The organism is Streptomyces sp. NBC_00503 (assembly GCF_036346895.1).
In the GTDB taxonomy this organism is placed as follows: Bacteria; Actinomycetota; Actinomycetes; order Streptomycetales; family Streptomycetaceae; genus Streptomyces.
Genome location: NZ_CP107855.1, coordinates 5,367,534 through 5,391,017 on the forward strand (window position 1 = coordinate 5,367,534; position 23,484 = coordinate 5,391,017).

25 protein-coding genes are annotated in these 23,484 nt (G+C 71.5%); 11 read left to right on the plus strand and 14 right to left on the minus strand.

Annotated elements, in window-relative coordinates; all coding sequences use genetic code 11:
* Window positions 1-20: 20 nt before the first annotated feature.
* The 3 genes from OG490_RS25025 to OG490_RS25035 all read right to left on the minus strand — a co-directional run bounded on the left by OG490_RS25025 (window position 21) and on the right by OG490_RS25035 (window position 2,016).
* Complete coding sequence (locus OG490_RS25025; protein WP_330298518.1) at window positions 21-1,118, minus strand: RNA polymerase sigma factor SigF; 1,098 nt, start codon at window positions 1,116-1,118, stop codon at window positions 21-23.
* Window positions 1,115-1,528 (minus strand): anti-sigma regulatory factor, encoded by a 414-nt coding sequence (locus tag OG490_RS25030; RefSeq protein WP_053676432.1) that lies wholly within the window; start codon window positions 1,526-1,528, stop codon window positions 1,115-1,117. Before OG490_RS25030 ends, OG490_RS25025 begins: the two co-directional genes overlap by 4 nt.
* Before the next feature lie 227 nt (window positions 1,529-1,755).
* Window positions 1,756-2,016 carry a UBP-type zinc finger domain-containing protein gene (locus OG490_RS25035; RefSeq protein ID WP_330298519.1) on the minus strand — a complete coding sequence of 87 codons (261 nt, stop codon included), beginning with the start codon at window positions 2,014-2,016 and terminating at the stop codon, window positions 1,756-1,758.
* Between the two features lie 64 nt (window positions 2,017-2,080).
* On the opposite strand from OG490_RS25035, the gene OG490_RS25040 reads away from it, so the two are divergent.
* A complete protein-coding gene (locus tag OG490_RS25040; protein WP_330298520.1) occupies window positions 2,081-3,661 on the plus strand; it encodes a Na+/H+ antiporter in 1,581 nt (526 codons plus the stop codon).
* A 19-nt stretch (window positions 3,662-3,680) separates the two neighbouring features.
* On the opposite strand, the gene OG490_RS25045 is transcribed toward OG490_RS25040, so the two are convergent.
* From OG490_RS25045 to OG490_RS25060, 4 genes are all read right to left on the minus strand, one after another.
* Window positions 3,681-4,571, minus strand: a complete 891-nt coding sequence (locus OG490_RS25045) for a 1-aminocyclopropane-1-carboxylate deaminase/D-cysteine desulfhydrase (RefSeq protein ID WP_330298521.1) — start codon at window positions 4,569-4,571, stop codon at window positions 3,681-3,683.
* 71 nt (window positions 4,572-4,642) lie between these two features.
* Window positions 4,643-5,233, minus strand: a complete 591-nt coding sequence (locus OG490_RS25050; RefSeq protein ID WP_330298522.1) for an N-acetylmuramoyl-L-alanine amidase — start codon at window positions 5,231-5,233, stop codon at window positions 4,643-4,645.
* Window positions 5,234-5,340: 107 nt separating this feature from the next.
* On the minus strand, window positions 5,341-6,537 hold the full coding sequence (locus tag OG490_RS25055; RefSeq protein ID WP_330298523.1) for a globin domain-containing protein: 1,197 nt from the start codon (window positions 6,535-6,537) through the stop codon (window positions 5,341-5,343).
* Between the two features lie 181 nt (window positions 6,538-6,718).
* A complete protein-coding gene (locus tag OG490_RS25060) occupies window positions 6,719-7,171 on the minus strand; it encodes an Rrf2 family transcriptional regulator (protein ID WP_330298524.1) in 453 nt (150 codons plus the stop codon).
* A gap of 227 nt (window positions 7,172-7,398) precedes the next feature.
* Here OG490_RS25060 and OG490_RS25065 point away from each other — a divergent pair, with 227 nt between their 5' ends.
* The 4 genes from OG490_RS25065 (at window position 7,399) to OG490_RS25080 (ending at window position 11,081) form a co-directional block, all read left to right on the plus strand.
* Window positions 7,399-8,805 carry a family 2B encapsulin nanocompartment shell protein gene (locus OG490_RS25065; RefSeq protein ID WP_330298525.1) on the plus strand — a complete coding sequence of 469 codons (1,407 nt, stop codon included), beginning with the start codon at window positions 7,399-7,401 and terminating at the stop codon, window positions 8,803-8,805.
* Window positions 8,796-9,875, plus strand: coding sequence for a family 2 encapsulin nanocompartment cargo protein polyprenyl transferase (locus tag OG490_RS25070; protein ID WP_443065975.1), 1,080 nt, complete (start codon window positions 8,796-8,798; stop codon window positions 9,873-9,875). The genes OG490_RS25065 and OG490_RS25070 overlap by 10 nt, the downstream gene beginning before the upstream one ends.
* Window positions 9,876-10,087: 212 nt before the next feature.
* Window positions 10,088-10,690, plus strand: coding sequence for a GNAT family N-acetyltransferase (locus OG490_RS25075; protein WP_330298527.1), 603 nt, complete (start codon window positions 10,088-10,090; stop codon window positions 10,688-10,690).
* 190 nt (window positions 10,691-10,880) lie between these two features.
* The gene (locus tag OG490_RS25080) at window positions 10,881-11,081 is read left to right on the plus strand and encodes a hypothetical protein (RefSeq protein ID WP_330298528.1); all 201 of its coding nucleotides are present in this window, start codon (window positions 10,881-10,883) and stop codon (window positions 11,079-11,081) included.
* A 26-nt stretch (window positions 11,082-11,107) separates the two neighbouring features.
* Here the strand turns inward: OG490_RS25080 and snpA are convergent, their stop codons facing one another.
* A complete protein-coding gene (snpA, locus tag OG490_RS25085) occupies window positions 11,108-11,776 on the minus strand; it encodes a snapalysin (protein WP_330298529.1) in 669 nt (222 codons plus the stop codon).
* A gap of 205 nt (window positions 11,777-11,981) precedes the next feature.
* Between snpA and OG490_RS25090 the strand changes: the two genes are divergently transcribed.
* On the plus strand, window positions 11,982-12,926 hold the full coding sequence (locus tag OG490_RS25090; protein WP_330298530.1) for a LysR family transcriptional regulator: 945 nt from the start codon (window positions 11,982-11,984) through the stop codon (window positions 12,924-12,926).
* A gap of 8 nt (window positions 12,927-12,934) precedes the next feature.
* Here OG490_RS25090 and OG490_RS25095 read toward each other — a convergent pair whose 3' ends face one another.
* Window positions 12,935-13,771 (minus strand): hypothetical protein, encoded by an 837-nt coding sequence (locus OG490_RS25095; RefSeq protein ID WP_330298531.1) that lies wholly within the window; start codon window positions 13,769-13,771, stop codon window positions 12,935-12,937.
* A gap of 147 nt (window positions 13,772-13,918) precedes the next feature.
* Here OG490_RS25095 and OG490_RS25100 point away from each other — a divergent pair, with 147 nt between their 5' ends.
* Together OG490_RS25100 and OG490_RS25105 are read left to right on the plus strand one after the other, a co-directional pair.
* Window positions 13,919-14,839 (plus strand): DUF4097 family beta strand repeat-containing protein, encoded by a 921-nt coding sequence (locus OG490_RS25100; protein ID WP_330298532.1) that lies wholly within the window; start codon window positions 13,919-13,921, stop codon window positions 14,837-14,839.
* A gap of 1 nt (window position 14,840) precedes the next feature.
* Complete coding sequence (locus tag OG490_RS25105) at window positions 14,841-15,779, plus strand: PadR family transcriptional regulator (protein WP_330298533.1); 939 nt, start codon at window positions 14,841-14,843, stop codon at window positions 15,777-15,779.
* A gap of 338 nt (window positions 15,780-16,117) precedes the next feature.
* Here OG490_RS25105 and OG490_RS25110 read toward each other — a convergent pair whose 3' ends face one another.
* The 4 genes from OG490_RS25110 to OG490_RS25125 form a co-directional block, all read right to left on the minus strand.
* Window positions 16,118-16,681, minus strand: coding sequence for a Clp protease N-terminal domain-containing protein (locus OG490_RS25110; RefSeq protein WP_330298534.1), 564 nt, complete (start codon window positions 16,679-16,681; stop codon window positions 16,118-16,120).
* The gene (locus tag OG490_RS25115; RefSeq protein ID WP_215015209.1) at window positions 16,681-16,890 is read right to left on the minus strand and encodes a helix-turn-helix domain-containing protein; all 210 of its coding nucleotides are present in this window, start codon (window positions 16,888-16,890) and stop codon (window positions 16,681-16,683) included. The genes OG490_RS25110 and OG490_RS25115 overlap by 1 nt, the downstream gene beginning before the upstream one ends.
* Window positions 16,891-16,958: 68 nt before the next feature.
* The gene (locus OG490_RS25120) at window positions 16,959-17,921 is read right to left on the minus strand and encodes a zinc-binding dehydrogenase (RefSeq protein WP_330298535.1); all 963 of its coding nucleotides are present in this window, start codon (window positions 17,919-17,921) and stop codon (window positions 16,959-16,961) included.
* Between the two features lie 267 nt (window positions 17,922-18,188).
* A complete protein-coding gene (locus OG490_RS25125; RefSeq protein WP_330298536.1) occupies window positions 18,189-19,394 on the minus strand; it encodes an NAD(P)-dependent malic enzyme in 1,206 nt (401 codons plus the stop codon).
* Window positions 19,395-19,919: 525 nt separating this feature from the next.
* Here OG490_RS25125 and OG490_RS25130 point away from each other — a divergent pair.
* The 3 genes from OG490_RS25130 to OG490_RS25140 all read left to right on the plus strand — a co-directional run bounded on the left by OG490_RS25130 (window position 19,920) and on the right by OG490_RS25140 (window position 22,649).
* The gene (locus OG490_RS25130) at window positions 19,920-20,864 is read left to right on the plus strand and encodes an ABC transporter substrate-binding protein (protein ID WP_330298537.1); all 945 of its coding nucleotides are present in this window, start codon (window positions 19,920-19,922) and stop codon (window positions 20,862-20,864) included.
* A 70-nt stretch (window positions 20,865-20,934) separates the two neighbouring features.
* Window positions 20,935-21,885: an amino acid ABC transporter permease gene (locus tag OG490_RS25135; protein ID WP_330298538.1), complete on the plus strand. Its 951-nt coding sequence runs from the start codon at window positions 20,935-20,937 to the stop codon at window positions 21,883-21,885.
* Window positions 21,886-21,896: 11 nt separating this feature from the next.
* Complete coding sequence (locus tag OG490_RS25140) at window positions 21,897-22,649, plus strand: amino acid ABC transporter ATP-binding protein (protein ID WP_330301058.1); 753 nt, start codon at window positions 21,897-21,899, stop codon at window positions 22,647-22,649.
* Between the two features lie 104 nt (window positions 22,650-22,753).
* Here the strand turns inward: OG490_RS25140 and OG490_RS25145 are convergent, their stop codons facing one another.
* On the minus strand, window positions 22,754-23,443 hold the full coding sequence (locus OG490_RS25145) for a class I SAM-dependent methyltransferase (RefSeq protein ID WP_443065976.1): 690 nt from the start codon (window positions 23,441-23,443) through the stop codon (window positions 22,754-22,756).
* Window positions 23,444-23,484 lie beyond the last annotated feature (41 nt).

Below are 23,484 nucleotides of genomic sequence, written 5' to 3' on the forward strand. Positions count from 1 at the left end.
GGTGGCCCCGCTCCTCGCTCCTACTCCTCGACGAGGAGCTTCTCGCGGAGCTGGGCCAGCGTGCGGGCCAGCAGCCGGGAGACGTGCATCTGGGAGATGCCGACCTCCTGCGCGATCTGCGACTGGGTCATGTTGCCGAAGAACCGCAGCAGCAGGATCCGCTTCTCCCGCGGCGGCAGCCCCTCCAGCAGCGGCTTGAGCGACTCGCGGTACTCGACGCCCTCGAGCGCCTCGTCCTCCGAGCCCAGGGTGTCCGCGACCGCCGGCGACTCGTCGTCGGTGTCCGGGACGTCCAGCGAGAGCGTGCTGTAGGCATTGGCCGATTCGAGGCCCTCCAGGACCTCCTCCTCGGAGATCCCCAGCCGTTCGGCCAGTTCGTGGACCGTGGGGGAGCGGCCGTGCTGCTGGGACAGTTCGGCCGTCGCCGTGGTCAGCGAGAGCCGCAGCTCCTGGAGCCGCCTCGGGACGCGTACCGCCCAGCCCTTGTCGCGGAAGTGGCGCTTGATCTCGCCGACCACCGTGGGCGTGGCGTACGTGGAGAACTCGACCCCGCGGTCCGGGTCGAAGCGGTCCACCGACTTGATCAGGCCGATGGTGGCGACCTGGGTCAGGTCGTCCAGCGGCTCGCCGCGGTTGCGGAAGCGCCGCGCCAGGTGCTCGACCAGCGGCAGGTGCATCCGTACGAGCCGGTTGCGCAGCTCGGCCTTCTCCACCGAGCCGTCGGGCAGCGCCCGCAGCTCGATGAACAGGGCCCGCGCGCCACTGCGGTCGCGCGGATCCGGCAGCGGCAGCGGGGCCGTGAACACCGGAGGCTGCAGGGCTTCCGGTGCGTCCGGCCGGTCTGCAGCAGGTGGAGCCGCGGCAGGTGGAGCCGCGGCCCGGGCCGGGGCCCCGGGGGCCGTGGCAGCGGCCCCCGCTGGCTGGACCGGCAGTGTTTGGTCGTGCTGGTTGTCGCTCACAGGGCCCGCCCGTCGCTCCGCCGAGTCCAAAAAGCCGTCTTCCGCATCCGTGTCAGCCGGGTGCGGCCGGGCGTGCTGCTGTTCCGGAATGCCGCCGTCGACCTCGTGCCGTACCCGGGGCCGATCCCCGCCCCGCACCGGGACCTCCCCGCCGCTCACGCCGGGCCTGGTCCCGCGCCGCGCTGTTTGTAGAGGCTGATGCTCACCGTTCGGTCCTCCTCGACCGTGGCCTCGACCTTCCCGGCCAAGGCCGAGAGGACCGTCCACGCGAACGTGTCGCGCTCCGGTGCCCGCCCGTCGGTGGTCGGGGCGGAGACGGTCACTTCCAGCGAATCATCCACCAGCCGGAAGACGCAGCTGAGGACGGAGCCGGGCACGGCCTGCTGGAGCAGGATCGCGCAGGCCTCGTCCACCGCGATGCGGAGGTCCTCGATCTCGTCGAGGGTGAAGTCCAAACGTGCCGCGAGGCCGGCCGTGGCCGTCCGCAGCACCGACAGGTAGGCACCCGCAGCGGGCAGCCGGACTTCCACGAAGTCCTGGGTCCCGGGCTCGCCTGCGATCTGGGACACCCTCACCTCCAAGGTGGTACGAGCTCTGTTCGCCGGTGACGCTATCGCGATCCGGGCGATCGTGTCGCGGCACCCCGTGCTGGAGAGCGCAGGGCCCCGTCGAACACGACTGGCCGGAAGGCCATGCCTGCGACCAGTGACTGATGGTAAGCCCATGGGTACGCACAGTGGCTAGGGGTCTGCGGGCCCAAATCAGGGGAACCGGCGGAGGGTTGACCTACCCCGCTTCAGACGATCGAACCGTCGACAAAACACCATCGCCAGGTCTCGCCCGGTTCGAAGCTCCGCATGACGGGGTGGCCGGTCGCGTGGTGGTGCGCCGTGGCGTGCCGGTGCGGCGAGGAATCGCAGCAGGCGACGTACCCGCACTGCAGGCACATCCGCAGCTGCACGGGATGACTGCCGAGCTCCAGACATTCGGGGCAGGTCGGGGCAAGGGGGTCGGGCTCGGGGCGCGGCAGTTCGGGAACGTGGGTGCACTCGCTCATGATGGCCAGCGTACTGAGGTGTGGGCGCCCGAGGATGACGCGAATCAAGCGAGGATGATCTTCGATGGAGGTATTGCCGCTGGTGGCGCTGGTCGCCGGCTGCGCGATCGTGGCGGGTCTGGCCCGCCGCACCCCGGTGCCCGCGCCGCTCATGCTGGTGGCCGCCGGGCTGATCGCGGCGTACGTCCCGGGCGTGCCCGCGTACGGCCTGGACCCGCACATCGTGCTGCCGCTGCTGCTCCCGCCGCTGCTCTACACGGCCGCGGTGGACAGCTCGTACCTGGACCTGCGGGCCAACCTGCGCCCCGTGGCGCTGCTCTCGGTGGGCTACGTGCTCTTCGCGACGCTCGCCGTCGGGTACGCCGCGTACCTGGTGGTGCCCGATCTGTCGCTCCCGGTGGCCCTGGTGCTGGGCGCGGTCATCGCCCCGCCCGACGCGGTCGCGGCGACGGCCATCGCCCGCCAGCTCGGGCTGCCGAACCGGATCACGACCATCCTCCAGGGGGAATCCCTGGTCAACGACGCCACCGCGATCACCGCGTACAAGGTGGCGCTGGCGGCGGCGATCGGGGCGAGCGCCGGCTGGGCGGGCGGGATCGCGGAGTTCCTGCTGGCCTCGGTGGGCGGGGTGGGCGTGGGCCTGCTGCTGATGGTCCCGATCCACGTGATGCGCCAGCGGCTGCGCGAACCGCTCCTGCAGAACACCCTGTCGCTGCTGATCCCGTTCGTGGCCTACGCGGCCGCCGAGCGGGTGCACGCCTCGGGGGTCCTGGCGGTGGTGGTCGTCGCCCTGTACCTGGGGCACCGGGCCTGGCAGGTGGACTTCGCGACCAGGCTCCAGGAGGAGGCGGTCTGGAAGATGGTCGCCTTCATCCTCGAATCGGTGGTCTTCGCCCTGATCGGACTCCAGCTGCCGGTGGTCCTCAAGGGGTTGGGGCCCTACGAGGGCACGGCCGCGGCCGGGTACGCGCTGGCCGTCTTCGTGATCGTGGTGGTGGCCCGCTTCGCCTGGGTCTTCCCGGCGACCTTCCTGCCGCGCCTGCTCTCGCGGCGGGTCCGGGAGCGGGAACCGGAGACCAACTGGAAGGCCCCGGTCATCGTCGGATGGGCCGGGATGCGCGGCGTCGTCTCGCTGGCGATCGCCTTCTCCGTGCCGGTCAGCGTGCCGCACCGGAACCTGATCCTGTTCCTGACCTTCACCACGGTGATCGGCACGCTGGTGGTGCAGGGCCTGACCCTGCCCCCGCTCATCCGGCTGCTGCGGCTGCCCGCCCGGGACGCGCAGGCGGAGACCCTGGCCGAGGCCCAGGCTCAGAGCGAGGCCTCGCGGGCGGCGGACGACCGCCTGACGGAACTCCTCGCCTCCCCCTCCAACGCCCTCCCGCCACCGCTGGCCGACCGGCTGCGGACGGTCCTGGAGCGCAGGCGCAACGCGGTGTGGGAACGGCTGGGCGAGGTCAACCCGGTGACGGGGGAGTCGGCGGACGACGTCTACCGCCGCCTGGCGGGGGAGATGATCGCGGCGGAACGCGAGGTCTTCGTCTCCCTGCGGGACGCGCGGCGCATCGACGACGAGATGCTGCGCGTCCTGCTGCGCCGCCTGGACCTGGAAGAGGCGGCGGCCTACCGCGAGGAGTCCGCGTAGCCCCGCCTCCCTCAGCAGGTCACGGGCGCCCGGTGACGACCGCCGCCAACGTGGTGCCCTCGGGGAACGCACCCTCGCGGGTCAGGGCGAGCAGCGCCCAGAGGAGCTTCGCCACGTAGATCCGCTCCACCGGGAGCCCGTGCCGGGCCCCGAAGTCCGCGGCGAAGGCCGACAGGGCTTCGGGGACCCGGGCGTAGCCGCCGTGCGCGAACCCCTCCGCCAGGGACCAGTCGCCCGCCGGACCGCCGAACGCCGCCGTCTGGAGGGAACGTATCTCCGCCTCCAGGAAGCCGCCCCCGACCACCGGCACGCCCACCGCCCGCTGACCGGCATCCAGGCCCGCCGCCAGCCCGGCCAGCGTGCCCCCGGTGCCGCAGGCGACCGCGGCCACGTCGCAGCCGCCGCGCAGCTCGCGCCCCAGCTCGGCGCAGCCGGTCAGCGCGAGGGCGTTGCTGCCGCCCTCCGGGATCACGTACGCGTCGCCCGCACCGGCCTCCGCCGGGAGCCCGGCCTTGTCCCGGTAGGCCGACCGGGACACGAAGTGCAGCCGCATGCCGTCCGCCGCGCACCGGGCCAGCGACTCGTTCAGCGGCCGCCGCGCCAGCTCGTCGCCCCGTACGATCCCGACGGTCGCCATCCCCAGCAGCCGGCCCGCCGCGGCGGTGGCCCGCAGGTGGTTGGAGTAGGCCCCGCCGAAGGTCACCAGCCCCGGATACCCGCCCGCGACGGCCGCCCGCAGATTCGGCGCGAGCTTGCGCCACTTGTTGCCCGGCAGCTCCGGATGGACCAGGTCGTCCCGCTTGAGCAGCAGCCGTACGCCGTGCCGTTCGAAGCGCTCGTCACGGACCTCGCGCAGCGGGGAGGGCGGCCGGGGCCGCAGGATCAGGTCGGGGTCGATTGGACGTTCCACGCGTCCATTGTGGGCCGCTCCCGCCCGCGCCGTCGCACGTCAGTGCGCCGGGCGCGCGCCGTTCGGGCCGGTCACTTCAGGCGCTCCTCGATCCGGGCGCGCATCGAGTCCATCGTGAAGCCCTTCGGGTCGATCTTGCCCGGCTGCCACTCCAGGTGGCCGATCACCGAGCGGGCGGTCCAGCCGTGGAACCGGCACAGGGCAGCCGCCGCGCGGGCGATCGCGTCGAGCTGGACCGCCGGCCAGGGGTCCTCGCCGTCGCCGAGGTTCTCGCACTCGAAACCGTAGAAGTGGCGGTTGCCGTCGGTGTCCGCCTGCCGGTCCGGTGGCAGGCGCTTCTCCGCGACGACCGCCGCCAGTACGTCGGAGTCGCCCGCGCCCGCGTGGTTGGCGCGGCCGTAGCCGACCAGGTGGACCCGGCCGTCCTTGGTGATGACCCCGTGGCAGAGCGGGCCCGGGAGGGCCTCGTCGCCGTCGCGGCAGAGCTGGACGGTGTACGCGGTCCCGTGGGTGACGGTGTGGTGGATCATCACCCCGTTCACCGGGCCCCAGGGTCCCTTGTGGTTGCGGTTGTGGGTGCGCCAGGCGCCGACCTCGACGACGGTGAGGCCCTCGCCCCGCAGGACGCCGATGAACCGGTCCGCGGACATGGGTGCGGACATGGCCGCCTCCTTGACTCTGTGTGAGTGATCGGTCACTCAACGGTCTAGTGGAGGCGGCCGTTCCGCCGCAAGGGCGCGCAGGGGCGGGTGCCGGGGGCGGGCGGGGGTTACGCCGAGGCGAGCCACAGGTCGGGGCCGAAGACCTCGTAGTGGATGTCCGCGGGGGCCACGCCCTTGGCGATCAGCTGCTGGCGCGCGGCCCGCATGAAGGGGAGCGGCCCGCACAGGTAGGCCTTGGTGTCCGGGGCGACCGGGATCTCCGTCAGGTCGAGCAGGCCGTCGTGGTCACCCGGTTCGGCGTCGGCCTCGTACCAGAAGTGCGCGCTCGCGTCGGGAAGCTTGTGCGTCAGGGCCCGGTGGTCGGTGCGCAGGGCGTGGTCGGCGGGGGAGCGGTCGGCGTGCAGGACGGTGACCGGGGCCGCGTGGCCGGTGTCGGCGAGGTGTTCGAGCATCGAGAGCATCGGGGTGCAGCCGATCCCGGCGGAGGCGAGGACCACCGGCGCGGTGGTTTCCTGGAGGACGAGGTCGCCGTAGGGGGTGGAGACGCGCAGGGTGTCGCCGGTGCGGACCCGGGCGTGCAGGTGGTTGGAGACCTCGCCGTCGGGGCCGGTGGCGGCCGGGCCGTGGACGCGCTTGACGGTGATGGAGCGGACCGGGGAGCCGGGGGCGCTGGAGAGGCTGTACTGGCGGATCTGGCGTGCACCGTCGGCCAGTTCGACCTGGACGGAGACGTACTGGCCGGGCTTGAAGCCGGGCGCGGGGGCGCCGTCGGCGGGGGTGAGGTGGAAGGTGGTGCAGTCCGCGGTCTCCTCGACGCGGGCGGCCACGGTCCACTCGCGCCAGACGTCGCCCGCGAGGACCTGCTGCTCGGCGTAGAGGCGCTCCTCGATGGTGATGAGGGCGTTCGCCATCAGCCAGTAGACCTCGTCCCAGGCCTCGGCCACCTCGGGGGTGACGGCGTCTTCGAGGATCTCCACGATGGCCTCGAAGAGGTACTTGTGGACCACCGGGTACTGCTCGCGGGTGACGCCCAAGGAGGCGTGCTTGTGGGCGATGCGGCCCAGCATCACGTCGGGGCGGGCGTCCGGGTGGTCGACGAGGTGGGTGGCGAAGGCGGCTATGGAGCCGGCGAGGGCCTGCTTCTGGAGGCCGGCGTTCTGGTTGCCGCGGTTGAAGAGGTCGCGGATCAGTTCGGGGTGGGCCGCGAAGAGCTTCCCGTAGAAGAGCTCCGTGATGTCGCCGATCGCCGCGCCGACGGCGGGCAGGGTGGCTCGTACGGTCGCGGTCGACTTCTCGGAAAGCATCGGTGACTCCTCGCGTAGGGGTGGATCTTCAAGGCGATCTTCTAAATCGGCATATGAAATGCTTATTTTTGAAAACAGGCGCACAAGGTCCACCGCGGTGCGGACTTGTGTTCGAGAGCCCTGTCGGGTTCAGGCTATGCGGGCCGGCCGTCGGTGCGAATCGGCCATTCGGCCCCCGCCGTCAGGGCCTTGTGGCCCCGGTCGATCCGCCCGAAATGCCGAGCAGGAGCGGCCCGGTCGGCGCCGCGACCAGGTCGTTCACCGTCAGCGGGTCCAGTGCGGCGAAGAAGGCCTCCTGGGCCCCGCGCAGCGCGCCGCGCAGGACGCAGGCACCGCGCAGCGGGCACGGGACGGTGCCGTCGCAGTCCACGACGTCGCCGGCGCCCTCCAGTTCGCGGATCAGTCCGCCCACCGAAGCCGTGCGTCCGGCGGCGGTCAGGCCGAGGCCGCCGCCCCGGCCGCGCCGGGCCTCGACCAGGCCGAGGTGCTGCAGCTTGGCGACCACTTTGGCCGTGTGCGTGTAGGGGACCTCCATGGTCGCCGCGACCTCGCGGGTGGTGGGGAGGTCCGTCTCCTCGACGGCCAGGCGCATCAGGACGCGCAGTGCCAGGTCGGTGAATCGGGTCAGCCGCATGGGTCCACCGTAGAAAACTTGCATCTTCTATGCAAATTTAAACCCCGGCCGTCACCGGAGTTGGCTGAAACGGGTGGGGTGCAAGGGCCTCCTGGTGAGGAGGTTGACTCTAGAGAGTGCCCAGCCACGAACGGAGTAGTCCCACCCTTTTGTGTAATGGTCTCACCACGGTCCGTACTGGAAGGCTTCCGTCCCGCAGATCCATGGAGTGATCGAAAGGGAAATACATGTCGGTCCAGGCAGGTTCCGAATCCGAGGCCCAGGCACCGCAGCGCAGTCTCGGGACATCGGCAGCACGGAACTTGGCAACCACGACCAAGTCCGCGCCGCAGATGCAGGAGATCACCTCCAGGTGGCTCCTGAAGATGCTGCCGTGGGTGTCCGTCCAGGGCGGTACGTACCGGGTCAACCGCCGCCTGAGCTACTCGGTCGGCAACGGCATCGTGGAATTCATCAAGACCGGCACACAGGTGCAGGTGATCCCGGCCGAGCTCGGCGAGCTCCCGCTCCTGCGCGACTACGAGGACCTCGACGTCCTCACCGAACTCGCCGCGCGCTGCCACCAGATCGACTTCGAGGCCGGCCAGGAGCTCACCTCCTTCGGCAGCCCCGCCGACAAGGTGTTCCTGCTCGCCCACGGACGCATCGACCAGATCGGCACCGGCCCCTACGGGGACGACGCCGTGCTGCAGACCGTGGCCGACGGCGCCTTCTTCGGCGAGGACTCCCTCGTCGACGAGGAGTCCATCTGGGAGTACACCGCCCGCGCCGCCACCGCCGGCACCGCGCTCGTCCTCTCCCGCCAGGACTTCCAGCTCCTCGCCGACCGGGTCGAATCGCTGCGCGCGCACGTGGACTCCGTACGCTCCCTGCCCGAGCAGCGCACCAACAAGTACGGCGAGGCCGCCATCGACCTCTCCGCCGGACACGTCGGCGAGGCCGTGCTCCCGGGCACCTTCGTGGACTACGAGGCCCGCCCCCGCGAGTACGAACTCTCCATTGCACAAACGGTCCTGCGCGTGCACACACGTGTCGCCGACCTGTACAACCAGCCGATGAACCAGACCGAGCAGCAGTTGCGGCTGACGGTCGAGGCGCTGCGCGAGCGCCAGGAGCACGAGATGCTCAACAACCGCGACTTCGGCCTGCTCCACAACGCCGACTACGACCAGCGCATCCAGCCGCACGACGGCGCGCCCAGCCCCGACGACATGGACCAGCTGCTCTCCATGCGGCGCGGCTCCAAGATGTTCCTCGCGCACCCCAAGGCCATCGCCGCCTTCGGCCGCGAGTGCAACAAGCGCGGCCTGTACCCGGAGTCGATCGACATCGGCGGACACCGGGTGCCGACCTGGCGCGGGGTGCCGATCTTCCCGTCCAACAAGATCCCGATCAGCGACGCCCGTACGACGTCCATCCTGTGCATGCGCACCGGCGAGGACGAGTCCGGGGTGATCGGCCTGCACCAGCCCGGGATCCCGGACGAGATCGAGGCGAGCACCTCCGTGCGGTTCATGGGCATCAGCGAGCAGGCGATCATCTCGTACCTGGTCACCACCTACTTCTCCGCCGCCGTGCTGGTCCCGGACGCGCTCGGCGTCCTGGAGAACGTCGAGATCGCGCGCTGGCGCTGAACGTGTCGGCCACCGAGGCGATCACCACCGGCGAGGGACAGGAAGCCGCCTTCCTGCTCGAACGGACACGAGAAACGGTCAACCCGGAACTGCGCCGCACCGTCGAGGGCCTGCCGGGCTCGATGCGGCGCGTGGCGATGTACCACTTCGGCTGGGAGCGGGAGGACGGAACCCCGGCCACGGGCAACGCCGGCAAGGCGATCCGGCCCGCCCTGGTGCTGGCCTCGGCCCAGGCCCTGCACGGCGCGGGGGGCCGGGCGGGGGAGCCGGCGGGGGTCGCGGCGCCGGTGCGGGCGGCGGTGGCCGTGGAACTGGCGCACAACTTCACGCTGCTGCACGACGACGTCATCGACAAGGACGTCCGGCGGCGCGGCCGCGCCACCGCGTGGACGGTCTTCGGGATACCGGACGCGATCATCACGGGCGACGCCATGATGGCGCTCGCACTGCGACTGCTCGCCGAGGACCCGAACCCGGCCTCGGCCCAGGCCTCGTCGAGGCTCGCGGCCTGCGTGGTCGAGCTGTGCGCGGGACAGCAGGCCGACTGCGCCTTCGAGCGCCAGTCCCACGTCCCGCTCGACGCGTGCCTGACCATGGCCACGGCCAAGACCGGGGCCCTACTGGGCTGCGCGTGCGCGCTCGGCGCCCTGTACGCGGGGGCCGGGCCGGACGAGGTCGACGCCATGGACGCCTTCGGGCGGGAGGCCGGGCTGGCCTTCCAGCTCATCGACGACCTGATCGGCATCTGGGGCGACCCCGGCCACACCGGGAAGCCCGCGGGAGCCGATCTGCTGGCCCGCAAGAAGTCCCTCCCGGTCGTGGCCGCCCTCACCTCGGGCACCGCGGCGGGGGAGGAGCTGGCCGCGCTGTACGCGGGTCCCATGACCGGGGACGACGTGCGCAGGGCCGCCGACGCGGTGGAGCGGGCCGGCGGGCGGGACTGGGCGCAGGCCCATGCCGCCGACCGGATGGGGCGGGCGGTGCAGCAGCTGTCGCGGGCGGTTCCGGACCTCGGGGCTGCGGGCGGGCTGCTGGCGCTCGCGGAGTTCGTGACCCGGCGGACCCTGTGACCCGGCGGACCCTGTGACCCGGCGGGTCCGGCGCGCCCCGTGACCCGGCGGGCCTCGTGATCCCGGCCGGCGCGCAGGCCCCGTAGGCCTCCTGGGGGAAGGCGCAAGCCCTGTTCCGGCATCTCATGGTGCCGGAACGGGGCTTTCCGGGTTTCTCGGCCCAACTCTAGGATCACTGGCGGACGTTGAAACGCGAGTGAGGGGTTGGTCCCGTGGTGCTGGAGATACGTCGGGCGGATCGGTCGGACCGCGATGCGGTGGCGCGGCTGCTGGACGAGGCGTTCCGCGAGGACCCGGTGAGCAGCTGGGTGTTCCCGGACCCCGCGCACCGGGCGGCGGTGCACGGGAAGTTCCTCGGGGTCTTCGTCGACGTGGCGCTGGCCGAGGGGCGGATCGACTACGCGGTGGACGGCTCGGCGGCGGCGCTCTGGCTGCGGATCCCGGCCGGGGAGCCGGAGGGCGAGGACGAGATCCCGGCGAAGATGCGGGCGGCGGCCGATCCGGGCAACGAGCGGTGCGAGCTGGTCGGCAGGCTGACGGGCGAGGTGCACCCGACGGCCGAGGAGCACGAGTACCTGCTGATGATCGCGGTGGCGCCGGACCGGCAGGGGGAGGGGCTGGGCACGCAGCTGATGGCGCCGGTGCTGGAGCGGTGCGACCGCGAGGGCGTGCCGGCGTACCTGGAGGCGAGCAGCGAGCGGAGCAAGGGGCTCTACGAGCGGCTCGGCTGGGAGTTCACGGGTGCGGCGGTGCGGCTGCCGGAGGGTCCGCTGATGTGGCCGATGTGGCGCAAGCCGCAGGAATCCCTTGCGTAACAACTTCATGCGAAGTGCTTTCATCGACGTGCTCCGATAGGGGTGCACTGTCGAACGTAAGAGAATCGCTTGCGCAGGCGGTCCTCGGCGGCGGCCAGGTCGTCACCTCGTACGCCGTCAAGCGCTGACCCCCGGGCGCCGGCGGGGCTCACGACCCGCCGGACGCGCGAAAGCGGCCTACCGTGGAGGTATGGCCGGTGAACAGCAGCAGCGCACGCACGAAACGGTCGCCCCGCACGCCGGACACGAGCAGCAGACGTGCCCGGCCTGCGGAAGCCCCGTCGACACGGTGGTCAGACGGCGCAAGGCGCTCGGGATCTTCATCCCCGAGTGGGTGCCGGGTTCCTGCCGGAACCCGGACTGCGCGGCCTACGTGCCCGGGGAGGGCTGACCCGCCCCGGGCACGGCGGCCGGCGGCTAGCCCTTCGAGTCCAGGCCCGCGGCGCCCGAGCCGACGAGGCCGTTGGCCCAGAGCTGGTTGACGCGCGAGCGCTCGGCGGAGTTCGGGCTGGTGTTCTGGCAGGAGGTGCCGGGGCCGCCGCCCGACATCAGCTCGCTGCACGGGCCGGAGTAGTGGTCCGGCAGGCCGAGCACGTGGCCCGTCTCGTGCGCGGTCACGCGGGTGGAGTTGTACTGCTGGTTCTGGCTGTAGTCGAGGAAGATGTAGCCCCGTCCGTGGCCGTCCGTGCTCGCGTACGAACCGCGCGAGTCGCTGCCCTCGTAGTAGGAGAAGTTCCCGCCCGAGGACACCTCCTGCAGTTTGACGTTGACGACCGAGCTGTTCCAGATCTGCGTGGAGCGGGATATCTGGCTGCGGAAGCTGGGCGCGTTGCGGGTGTTGTAGGTGACGGTGACGGCCTGCAGGCCCGGGTTGGCGGCCCGCTGCTCGGACACCGAGCGCTGGACCGCTTCGAAGAAGGCGCGGTTGGCGGCCTGGTTCTCCTGCGAACGCTCGTACGCGGCGTACGTGGCCGGGCTGCCGGTCGGGGTGACGGCGCTCGCGCTGGGGACGACACCGCCGAGGGCGGCGGCCAGGCCGAGGCCGAGGGTGGCGGCGGACATGACGGTCTTGCGGGAGTGACGCATGTGGGGGACTCCTGCTCATCCGGTGCGGTGGGGGGTGTTCGGTACCGGAGTCTGCGGGAGCGGGAGCGGCCGACGGATGATGCCAGAGGCCGATAGCGCGGGGCTATCGGGGAGTTTTCGACAGGCCGACTCCCGTGAGAATGGCGGGATTCGGGGGGATACCGGTGGCTGGTGCGGTCAGCCGCGACCGGCCTACTCTCGGGGGATGGAGCTTGAGGTCAGGCACCTGCGCGCCCTGTGCGCCATCGCTGACGCCGGCAGCCTGCACAAGGCCGCCCGGCAGCTCGGCGTGAGCCAGCCCTCGCTGACGACCCAGCTCCGGCGCATCGAACGCGCCCTGGACGGCGAACTGTTCCTGCGCGAACGCACCGGCTGCCGGCCGACTCCCTTCGGGCGCACGGTACTCGGCCGGGCCCGGCCGCTCCTCGCCGAAATGGCCGCCCTCGTCGCGGAGGCCCGCTCGCTGTCCCAGGGGCCGCGGCTGCGGATCGGCTCCACGGCCAGCCGCGCCCTGCCCGGCTGGCTGCGCCGCCTCCACCGGCGGCTGCCGGACACCGAGACGGACCTGGTCGTCGACGTCTCCGCCAACGCCCTGCTGCGGATGACGGCTTCGGGCCAGCTCGACGTGGCGTTCGTGCACGAGGTGGAGGGCAGCCCGCTGCGGGTGCCGGCCGGGCTGGAGCTGCGCGTGCTCATGGAGCGGGAGCCGCAGTTCGTGTCCATGTCCCGGGACCACCCGGCGGCGGCACGGCCGGTGGTGGAGTTACGGGACCTGGCCGCCGACCGGTGGACCGTGGACCCCTCCGTGGACGGCGAATGGGACGGCCTGCGCCGGGTGTTCGCGGTCGCCGGCCTCGACCCGCCGCTGCTGCACGCCGACTACCACACGGCCACGTCGCTGATCGTCTCGGGCGAGGCCGTCGCCCCCTGCCAGCCCACGTCCGGGCCGCGCGAGGACATGGCGATCCGGCCGCTCTCGGGCGACCCGCTCGCCGTACGCCTCCTCCTCGCGACCCGGCCCGGCGCGCACGCGCAGTTCCACGCCGAGGTGTACGAGGACCTCCGCGCGGCCTACCGCGAAGCGGCCCTCGGGATCCCGCCGTACCGGGCCTGGCTGCACCGGCACGCGAGCCCGCTGCTGGCGGCGTAGGCCGTGGCTCAGGGGCGGCCGCGCAGGCGGGTGCGGGCGCGGTCGTAGGCCAGGGCGCCCGCTCCGTGGGCGACCAGGAGGGTGCCCGCGGCCAGCCAGCCCGGGTCGCGGCGGCGGGCCGCCCAGAGCATCAGGGGTGCGCCCGCGGTGAGCTGGGCCGTGCCCGCGAGGCGGAGCCCGGGGCCGCGCAGCAGCCGGCCGAGGGGGCCGTCCTCGACCACCGCGAGCTCCGCCCGCATCGCGTCGCGCCAGCCGGACCACTCCACCGGCTCCGATCCGGGCGCGACCCGGGCCGCTTCGCGCAGCCGGTCGGCCGGTTCGCCCGGAGCCAGGCCGGCGGGCAGCGCCAGCCCGGCGCGGGCCAGCAGGGCGATGACCCCGAGGAGCCGGGCGGGGCCGTCGGCCGCCTCGTCGGGGCGGGTCAGGCGTTCCAGTTCCTCCAGGTCCAGGACCGGATCCAGCCCGAGCCGCGCCGCCAGCACCCGCATGGCGTCGGCGGCGGCGGAGTCGGGGCCGCCGTGGGGACGGCCCGCCGCGTCCCACTCGTAGGCCGCGGACCGCCGGAACCCCGAGGACAGGACGAAGCCGGTCCGGCCGTCCTCCCACCACAGGCTCAGCACCGGCCAGTTGGTTCCCATCGCGACCGCCGAACCCCATCCCGAGAGGACCTCGGCCACCGATTCCTCGCCCTCCAGCCAGGGCTTGCCCTCGGGGACCAGTGCGGTCCAACCGCCGGCCGGAGCGAGCAGCAGGCGTTCGCGCAGCATGTGCGCGGCGGGGCGGGTGGCGAGCGGCTCGGCGCGGCAGAGCAGCAGCCCGCCGGTCGTGGTCTTGGAGATCGGCATGCCCACACGCTAAGCCAAATCACCCCAAAGTGATGATTTTGGATCTTCCTGACGCGCTTGACTTCCCACAACCGCGATATATCGTGTTAGCCAGAAGACGCGATATGTTGCGTGCTTGGAGAGCCTAGGCCGAGGAGGACCAGCACCATGGAAGAGTCAGCGCAGAAGACGTGGTCGGTAGCCGAACCGCAGAAGCTCACCTTCGAGGAGCCGGTCGCCGAAGTCCGCGTCCGCATGGTCGGCGGAACCGTCAACGTCGTCGCGGCTGATGAGGGCCCGGCCCGCCTGGAGGTGGCCGAGGTCGACGGACCGCCGCTGTACGTGGTGCAGGAGGGCGGCATCCTCACCGTTTCCTACGAGGACCTCCCCTGGAACGGCTCCCAGGGCTTCAAGGAGTGGTTCGAGGGCAAGCCGTGGAAGGCCTGGTCCTCCTCCGGCACCGGCCGCAAGGCCTGGGAGCGCAGCGCCACCGTGACCCTCACGGTCCCGGCCGCCACCCGCGTCCAGCTGGCCACCGTCGGCGCCACCGCCTTCGTCTCCGGCATCGGCGGCGCCACCGACATCCACGGGGTCTCCGGCGACGCCACGCTCGTCGGCCTGTCCGGCAAGGTCAAGGCCAAAACCGTCTCCGGCAGCGTCGAGGCCCAGTCCGTCACCGGGGAGCTCGGCTTCCACACGGTCTCCGGCGGCCTGACCGTCGTGGACGGCGCCGGCGGCAACGTACGGGCCGACTCGGTCAGCGGCGACATGCTCATCGACCTGGCCCTCGAGGACCGGGCCGGGCAGAGCCCGGTCAACATCTCCCTCACCTCCGTCTCCGGGCAGGTCGCCATCCGCCTCCCGCACCCGGCCGACGCCCGCGTCGAGGCCAGCACCGCGACCGGAGGCGTCTCCAACGCCTTCGACGACCTGCGCGTCTCCGGCCAGCTCGGCGCGAAGCGCATCACCGGCACCCTGGGCGCCGGGACCGGCACCCTGCGCGCCACCACCGTCTCCGGATCCATCGCGCTGCTGCGGCGCCCGGCCGCCCAGGCCGCCCCCCTCGCGCTCGACAAGAAGGTGCTCTGACATGCCGCCCGTCTTCGCCCACGGCCGCCTCCGCCTGTACCTCCTCAAGCTGCTCGACGAGGCTCCGCGCCACGGGTACGAGGTGATCCGGCTGCTGGAGGAGCGTTTCCAGGGGCTCTACGCACCCTCCGCGGGCACCGTGTACCCGCGCCTCGCGAAGCTGGAGGCCGAGGGGCTGGTCACGTACGCCACCGAAGGCGGGCGCAAGGTGTACTCGATCACCGAGGCGGGCCGCGCGGAACTGGCCGACCGCGGCGGTGAACTGGCTGACCTGGAGCTGGAGATCCGCGACTCCGTCTCCGAACTGGCCGCCGAGATCCGCGCCGACGTGAGCGGCGCCGCGGGCGACCTGCGGCGCGAGATGCGGGCCGCGGCCAACGCGTCGGCCACGCCGGTGGAGGACGAGTCCTGGAAGGTCGCCAAGGAGGAGTTCCGCAAGGCGAAGGCGGAGTGGAAGGAACAGGCGCGCCGGGCGAAGGACGAGAGCCGCCGGGCCCGCGAGGAGGCCCAACAGGCCCGCCGCCAGGCCAAGGAGGCGCAGGACCGGGCCCGCGAGGAGGTCCAGCGGATCGCCGGCCAGCTGCAGGAGCAGTTCGCGAAGTCGGGCGGGGTCCTCGGCTCCCTGGCGGGAGCCTGGCTCGGCGGCTCCACCCCGGGCGCGCCGGGCGCGCCGGGCGCTTCGGGCGCTTCGGGCGCTTCGGACACGGCGAAGCCTTCGGCCGCCGGTGCCGGTGCCGGTGCCGGTGCGGACTGGGCTCGGGACGTGCTCGAGACCGGTGACCCGGCCCGTGACCTGGACCGGCTGCTGGACCGCTTCCGCGACGACATCCGCGACGCGGCCCGCGACCACGGGATCGGAGCCGAGCAGCTGGCGCAGGCCCGTACCCACCTGGCGGAGGCCGCCGCCCGCATCGCCGCCACCCTCGGCCCGCAGCGCTAGAGCGTCTTTGCACGTCAGGCCCCGCCGCACGATGCGGCGGGGCCTGACGTGGTGACCGGGGCCTGTGCCCGACGGCTGGTGCGTGGTGGGTCAGCGTGCGGACCCGGCGCGGCGCATCCGCGCGGTCGGACCCGTCGGATTGGCGGGCGCGGCGGAATCCTGACCGGCGCCGAAGGCCGGCGATGCCAGGAGGACGGCCGGAGCCAGAGCAGCGGTGACCGCAGTGGCGATCCGGGACAACTTCACAGAAAAACCCCTGGAAAACGTTCTTTTCGCCGTAGGGGACTCGGGGTCCGCGCAGATGGTTGTACGGGGCAGCGAGATCGGGCGTCCGGCGGTCAGGCCGCCAGGTTCGCCTCGGTCGTGGCGTAGGTGACGCCGTGGTCCGCCAGGACCTCGGCGACGGGGCCCGGCCGGGACAGGAGGGCCAGCAGGAGGTGCGGGGTGCCGATGTGGCGGTCCTTGCGGCCCAGGGCGATGCGCAGGGACGTCTCCAGGACCTTCTTCGAGCCCTGGGTGAAGGGGAAGTGGCGCCGGTCCGGCTCCGGGCGGCCCAGCGCCGAGCGGACCGAGGCCGCCAGTCCGCCCCGCCGACGGGGCTGCGGCTCGGCCAGGGCGCCTTCGCCGTGCGTCTCCTCGATGCGGGTGACGATCTCCGAGAGGTCGATCCCGAGACCCGCCAGGGCCTCCTCGTCGGCCCTGGACATTCCGCCCCGGCGGCGGGCTTCGGCGAGGTCGGCGGCGATCGCGGCCGGGTCCACGCCCGCCGGTTCCAGGGCGCCCAGTGCCAGCAGGGAGAGCAGCAGGTGCTCCTCGGTGACTGCGGCGGCACCGGCGCGGCCGCACTCGGCCACCGCTCCGGTCACAGCGGCGCGCGCGTCGTGGGTGAAGCGTTCGAACATCAGAGCCTCCCGTGCTTCTTGTGTACGGCCTGCCGGCTGACGCCCAGCTCGGCCGCGATGTCCTGCCAGGACCAGCCCTGCGCGCGGGCGCTGCGTACCTGGACGGCCTCCAGCTGCTCGAGCAGCCTCCGGAGGGCGGCCACGGCACGCAGGCCCACACGCGGGTCACGGTCACCGGCCCGTTCGGCGAGATCGGTGGCTTCGGTCATGGATGTCAATGTAGGTTGACGCGCGGGAGGTGTCAACCTGCATTGACGGCCGTGGGTGGTGGGTGCGGCTACACCGTGAGCACGATCTTGCCGAACAGGTCCCCGGACTCCAGCTTCGCGAAGCCCTCGCGGGCCCGGTCCAGCGGCAGGGTCTCGTCGATCACCGGGCGGACGCCCGTCGCCGCGCAGAAGGACAGCAGGTCCTCCAGCTCGTCCTTGGAGCCCATCGTCGAGCCGACCACCTTGAGCTCCAGGAAGAAGATCCGGGTCAGCTCCGCGTGCGCCGGGCGGTCGCCGCTCGTGGCGCCCGAGATCACCAGGGTCCCGCCGGGGCGCAGGGACTTGATCGAGTGCGACCAGGTGGCGGCGCCGACCGTCTCGATGACGGCGTCGACCCGCTGGGGGAGCCGCGCACCCGGCTCGTAGGCCTCGACCGCGCCCAGCTCGACGGCGCGCTTGCGCTTGGCCTCGTCCCGGCTGGTCGCGAAGACCCGTAGGCCGGCGGCCTTGCCCAGCACGATCGCGGCGGTGGCGACGCCGCCGCCCGCGCCCTGGACCAGTACCGAATCCCCGGGGCGGACCCCGGCGTTGGTGAAGAGCATGCGGTAGGCGGTGAGCCAGGCGGTGGGCAGGCAGGCGGCCTGTTCGAAGGAGAGCTCGGGGGGCTTGCGCAGGACGTTCCAGGCGGGGACGGTGACCTGCTCGGCGAAGGTCCCCTGGTAGCGCTCGGTCAGGATCGAGCGGGGCTCGTCGGGGCCGACCCCGTGGCCGCTCTGGCCGATGACGGAGTGCAGGACGACCTCGTTGCCGTCCTGGTCGATCCCGGCGGCGTCGCAGCCGAGGATCATGGGGAGCTTGTCCCCGGAGAGGCCGACTCCGCGCAGCGACCACAGGTCGTGGTGGTTGAGGGAGGCGGCCTTGACGTTCACGGTCACCCAGCCGGGGCGGCTCCCTGGCGCTGGGCGCTCGCCCAGCTCAAGGCCGCTCAGCGGCTGGTCACGGTCGATTCGGGCGGCGTAGGCAGCGAACATGGCCGCGAGGCTACCGCCCGGTAGCCTCGGGATCCAGGCCTGGCCGCGGTCCGGCGGGCGGCTGTACGAGATCGGCTGCGGGGTCGGGCCCTGCGGGGGCTGTCCCCTACCCGCCCTTCGCCCGTTCCCCTGGGCTCCGCCCCGGACCCCGCGCCTCAAACGCCGGCGGGGCTGGAAGTACGCCGGCGGGGCCGGAAATGCGGCAGCGGGGCCCGGCCGGAATGGTTCCGGCCGGGCCCCGCTGCGTGCAGCTCAATGCGATACCGCTCAGACGAGGCGGGCCACGCCGTCGGCCTTGGCGGCCGCCGCGACGGCCGCGGTGACGGCCTCCGCGACGCGCGTGTCGAACGGCGACGGGATCACGTACTCGGCCGTGAGCTCGCTGTCCGCGACGACACCGGCGATGGCGTCGGCGGCGGCGATCTTCATGTTCTCCGTGATCCGGGAGGCCCGGACCTTGAAGGCACCCGCGAAGATGCCCGGGAACGCCAGCACGTTGTTGATCTGGTTCGGGAAGTCCGAGCGGCCCGTGGCCACGACCGCCGCGTACTTGTGCGCGACGTCGGGGTGGACCTCCGGGTTCGGGTTGGCCATGGCGAAGACGAAGCAGTCCTTCGCCATCGTCGCCACCGCGGCCTCGGGGACCGTACCGCCGGAGACGCCGATGAACACGTCGGCGCCCACGAGGGCGTCCTCGAGGGAACCGGTCTGGTTCGTCTTGTTCGTCAGGCCCGCGATCTCCGCCTTGACGTCCGTCAGGTCGGAGCGGTCGGCGGAGACGACGCCCTTGCGGTCGGTGACACAGACGTCGCCGATGCCCGCGTCCACGAGGATCTTGGCGATGGCGATGCCCGCCGCGCCCGCGCCCGAGATCACGGCGCGCAGGTCGCCGAGGGTGCGACCGGTGAGCTTCGCGGCGTTGCGCATGGCGGCCAGCGTCACGATGGCCGTGCCGTGCTGGTCGTCGTGGAAGATCGGGATGTCCAGGGCTTCCTGGAGACGCCGCTCGATCTCGAAGCAACGGGGGGCGGAGATGTCCTCCAGGTTCACCCCGCCGAAGGACGGTGCGAGGCGGATCACGGTCTCGATGATCTCGTCCGTGTCCTTGGTGGCGAGCGCGATCGGAACCGCGTCCACTCCACCGAACTGCTTGAAGAGAATGGCCTTGCCCTCCATCACGGGGAGGGAGGCTTCCGGACCGATGTCACCGAGTCCGAGCACGGCCGTACCGTCGGTGACGACGGCGACCACGTTGGACTTCCAGGTGTATTCGTTCACCAGGTCGGGCTGCTCGGCAATGGCGCTGCAGACCTTCGCAACGCCGGGCGTGTACGCCAGGGACAGGTCGTCCTTGTTGTGGACCGGCACGGTGGCCACGATGGCCATCTTGCCGCCCCGGTGCAGCGCGAACACCGCATCCGGGTTGTTGTCCGTCACGCTGTCGCTGCGAGGATTGACGATCTCCGCTGCCACTGTGTTGACCCCTTAAGTCTTTGAATCGTTGAGGGTGACCACTCCTTGTTAAGGGGTGGGCGGGCACCGCGTCCGTACTCCGCGTCAACGGTTTGCCCGTCTCCGCGAAGGGGAGGTTCGTACGCGCGGGCGCGCCGCACGCGCGCCCTGAGCCCCGGATGAGGGGTGTAAGGATCTGTTCTACCCGAAGAACACTCACCCAGACGAGTCGATTCCCCCTCGACCATAGGCTCCTTGCCCCGGTTTTGGCGAAAAGTCCAAACCTTGGCGTCCGATAGGCGAGACACACCGCAAAAACTGCGGTGGAAACGCCTGGTCACAGCGTTTAATCCGGCCTCGAAGCCCCATATCCGCAGGGCTGTTGGGCGCCGGGGGGTGTCCGTTATCCGATTTTGACCTGACGGGCACCCTGAATGTCTCAGTCCGAATGGCAAGATGCCGTAATCACACAAGGTCGCGACACTCGATGGTGCGTGCCCGACCGCTCTCGGACGCGTTTTTCCCCACTGCCGGAGGAATCAGCTCATGACCGCAAGCACCACCCGTCGTACGACCGCCGCCCGGTCCCGGATCGCCGCGGTCGGCGCCATCGCGGTCGCCGGCGCCCTGATCCTCACCGGTTGTGGCGACCAGACCAAGAAGAACGACGGCGGTGGCTCGAAGACCAACAGCGCCCCGCTCTTCTCGGCCCTGCCGAAGAAGATCCAGGACGCGGGCGTCATCAAGGTCGGCACGGACGCTGCTTACGCTCCGATGGAGTTCACCGAGGGCGGCAAGATCGTCGGTGTCGACCCCGACATCGCCGAGGCGCTCGGCAAGCAGCTCGGTGTGAAGTTCGAGTTCACCGCGGGTGCCTTCGACGGCCTGATCACCTCGATCTACACCGGCCGCCAGGACGCGATCATGTCCTCGGTCACCGACAACGAGAAGCGCCAGAAGGGCCTGGACGACTCGGGCAAGCAGATCGGCAAGGGGATCGACTTCGTCGACTACTTCTCCTCCGGCGTCTCGCTCCTGGTCAAGAAGGGCAACCCGCAGGGCATCAAGTCCCTGGACGACCTGTGTGGCAAGACCGTCGCCGTCCAGCGCGGCACGATCTACGAGGACACCTTCAAGGCGCAGGCCACGAAGTGCGGTGACAAGAAGCTCACCATCGAGGCCTTCGACACCGACGCCGAGGCCCAGACCCGCGTCAAGGCCGGCGGCGCCGTGGCCGACCTGAACGACTTCCCGGTCGCCGCGTACATCGCGAAGACCTCCGGCGGCGGCAACGACTTCGAGGTCGGCGGCGCGCAGAGCGACGTCGGTCTCTTCGGCATCGGCGTCAGCAAGGAGAACACCCAGCTGCGCGACGCCCTCAAGCAGGCGCTCGACGCGATCATCAAGGACGGCTCCTACGCCAAGGTCCTGGAGAAGTGGAACGTCAAGGACAGCGCGGTCACGGCCGCCACGGTCAACGCAGGCAAGTGACCCGAGCGGACGGCCGGGCCCTCGCGGCCCGGCGTTCGACGGTCCTGAGTTCCACTGAAGGGCAGTCATCGTGACTGACAAGATCGACAAGGGTCCGGCAGACACCCCGCCGGCCGGACCCGGCGCCTCGGGCACCCCGTACGAGGCCATCAAGGCAATCCCCGTCCGGCACTACGGCCGCTGGATCAGCGGCGTGGTGGTCGTCGGACTGCTGGTCTGGCTCGTCTACGCGTTCTCGCAGGGCAACATCATCTGGAAGACGGTCGGAGACAAGCTCTTCGACCCCTCCATCATCAGCGGCCTCGGCAACACCGTGATCATCAGCGTCTCGGCCATGGCGCTGGGTCTGATCCTCGGCATCCTCTTCGCGGTGATGCGGCTCTCCAAGAACCCGGTGACCAACTCCGTCGCCTGGCTCTACATCTGGTTCTTCCGCGGCACCCCGGTCTACGTGCAGCTGCTCGTATGGTTCAACCTCTCGCTGATCTTCCAGTACATCGACCTCGGGCCGATCTACAAGCAAGAGACCGTCGTCCTCATGACCCCCTTCATGGTCGCCCTGCTGGGCCTCGGCCTGAACGAGGGCGCGTACATGGCGGAGATCGTGCGTGCGGGCATCCAGTCCGTGGACGAGGGCCAGGCAGAGGCCTCGCACGCGCTGGGCATGACCCAGACGCAGACCATGCGCCGGGTGATCCTCCCGCAGGCGATGCGCGTGATCATCCCGCCGTCGGGCAACGAGTTCATCAACATGCTGAAGACCTCGTCCCTGGTGTCCGCGGTCCAGTACACGGAGCTCTTGCGGGCCTCGTCGAACATCGGGTCCACGGCCGGAGCCATCATGGAGATGCTGTTCGTGGCCTCCATCTGGTACCTGGCCCTGACCAGCGTGTTCAGCGTCGGCCAGTACTACCTGGAACGCCGCTACGCACGCGGTTCGCTGCGCTCCCTGCCGCCCACGCCGCTCCAGCGGCTGAAGGCCAACCTGAACATGTTCCGCCGTACGGAGGTGGCGAAGTGACCGCCCAGCCGATGGTCAAGGCCGAGGCCGTCCACAAGTCGTACGGTCCCGCGCACATCCTCCGGGGCATCGACCTCGAAGTCGCCCCGCGCGAGGTGTTCTGCCTGGTCGGCCCGTCCGGCTCCGGCAAGTCGACCTTCCTGCGCTGCATCAACCACCTGGAGCGCATCAACGCCGGGCGGCTCTCGGTGGACGGCCAGCTGGTGGGCTACCGCCAGAAGGGCGACAAGCTCTACGAGCTGAAGGACAGCGAGGTCGCGACCCAGCGCCGGGACATCGGCATGGTCTTCCAGCGCTTCAACCTGTTCCCGCACATGACGGCCATCGAGAACGTCATGGAAGCCCCCGTCATGGTCAAGGGCGAGAGCAAGGCGGTCGCGCGGGCGCGCGCCGTCAAGCTGCTCGACCGGGTCGGCCTCGGCGACAAGGCCGGGAACTACCCCACCCAGCTCTCCGGCGGCCAGCAGCAGCGCGTGGCCATCGCCCGCGCGCTGGCCATGGAGCCGAAGCTGATGCTCTTCGACGAGCCCACCTCGGCGCTCGACCCGGAGCTCGTCGGCGACGTCCTCGACGTCATGCGGGACCTGGCCGAGTCGGGCATGACCATGATCGTGGTCACCCACGAGATGGGCTTCGCCCGTGAGGTCGGCGACAACCTCGTCTTCATGGACGGCGGCGTGGTGGTCGAATCCGGTCACCCGCGCGAGGTCCTGGGCAACCCGCAGCACGACCGGACGAAGGCATTCCTGTCCAAGGTGCTGTAACCGGCGCCGACCGGCATGTGGCAGGGGCGGTACGGGTCCTCCCGTACCGCCCCTGACGCATGTCCGGGCCCTACTGGTAGCGGGCCCTACTCCTTGCGGGCCGGCTACTTCAGGGCCAGCACCAGCCCGTCCGAGGGCGAGCGCCAGACGGTACGGGCCTCCGTGAACCCGGCGGCGCGCAGCGTGGCCGCGTGCCAGGACTCGGGCGGGGTGTCGCCGTCGGCGTGCTCGCCGTAGATCTCGAACCGGGCCTTCGTCGGCTCGGCGAGCGCCGGGTCGGCGGCCGCCAGCTCCCACCACTCGCGCCAGTCGACGGCGCCGACGGCCTTCGCCCGGTCCATCCCGCCGTGCCGGTGGGCCCGCTCGGCGGCGTTGATCCGGGGGGTGGCGGGGTCGGGCATGTGGTCGGCGTTCATGAACACCCCGCCGGACCGGACCAGGGGCGCGAGCTGCCCGTACAGGACGGCGAGGTCCGTGCTGGGCAGCCAGTGCAGGGCCGTGGCCGTCAGAACGGCGTCGTAGGAGTCGTGGGGGAGGGCCGCGCGCCAGTCGGGGGCCTTGAGGTCGGCGGTCACGAAGGTGACGCGGGGATCGCCCGCGAAGTGGCCCCGGGCGATCGTCAACAGCGCGGGGTCGAGATCGACTCCCGTACTGGTGGATTCCGGGAACCTCTTCAGGAGGCGGTCCGTGATGCTTCCGGTGCCGCACGCCAGGTCCAGCACGCGGGGGGCGGTGCCGACCAGTGCCTCGACCATGTCCAGCATCACCCGGAACCGCTCCTCGCGGTCGGGCATGTACCACTCCTGCTGGCGGTCCCAGCTGTCCTGCCAGGCCT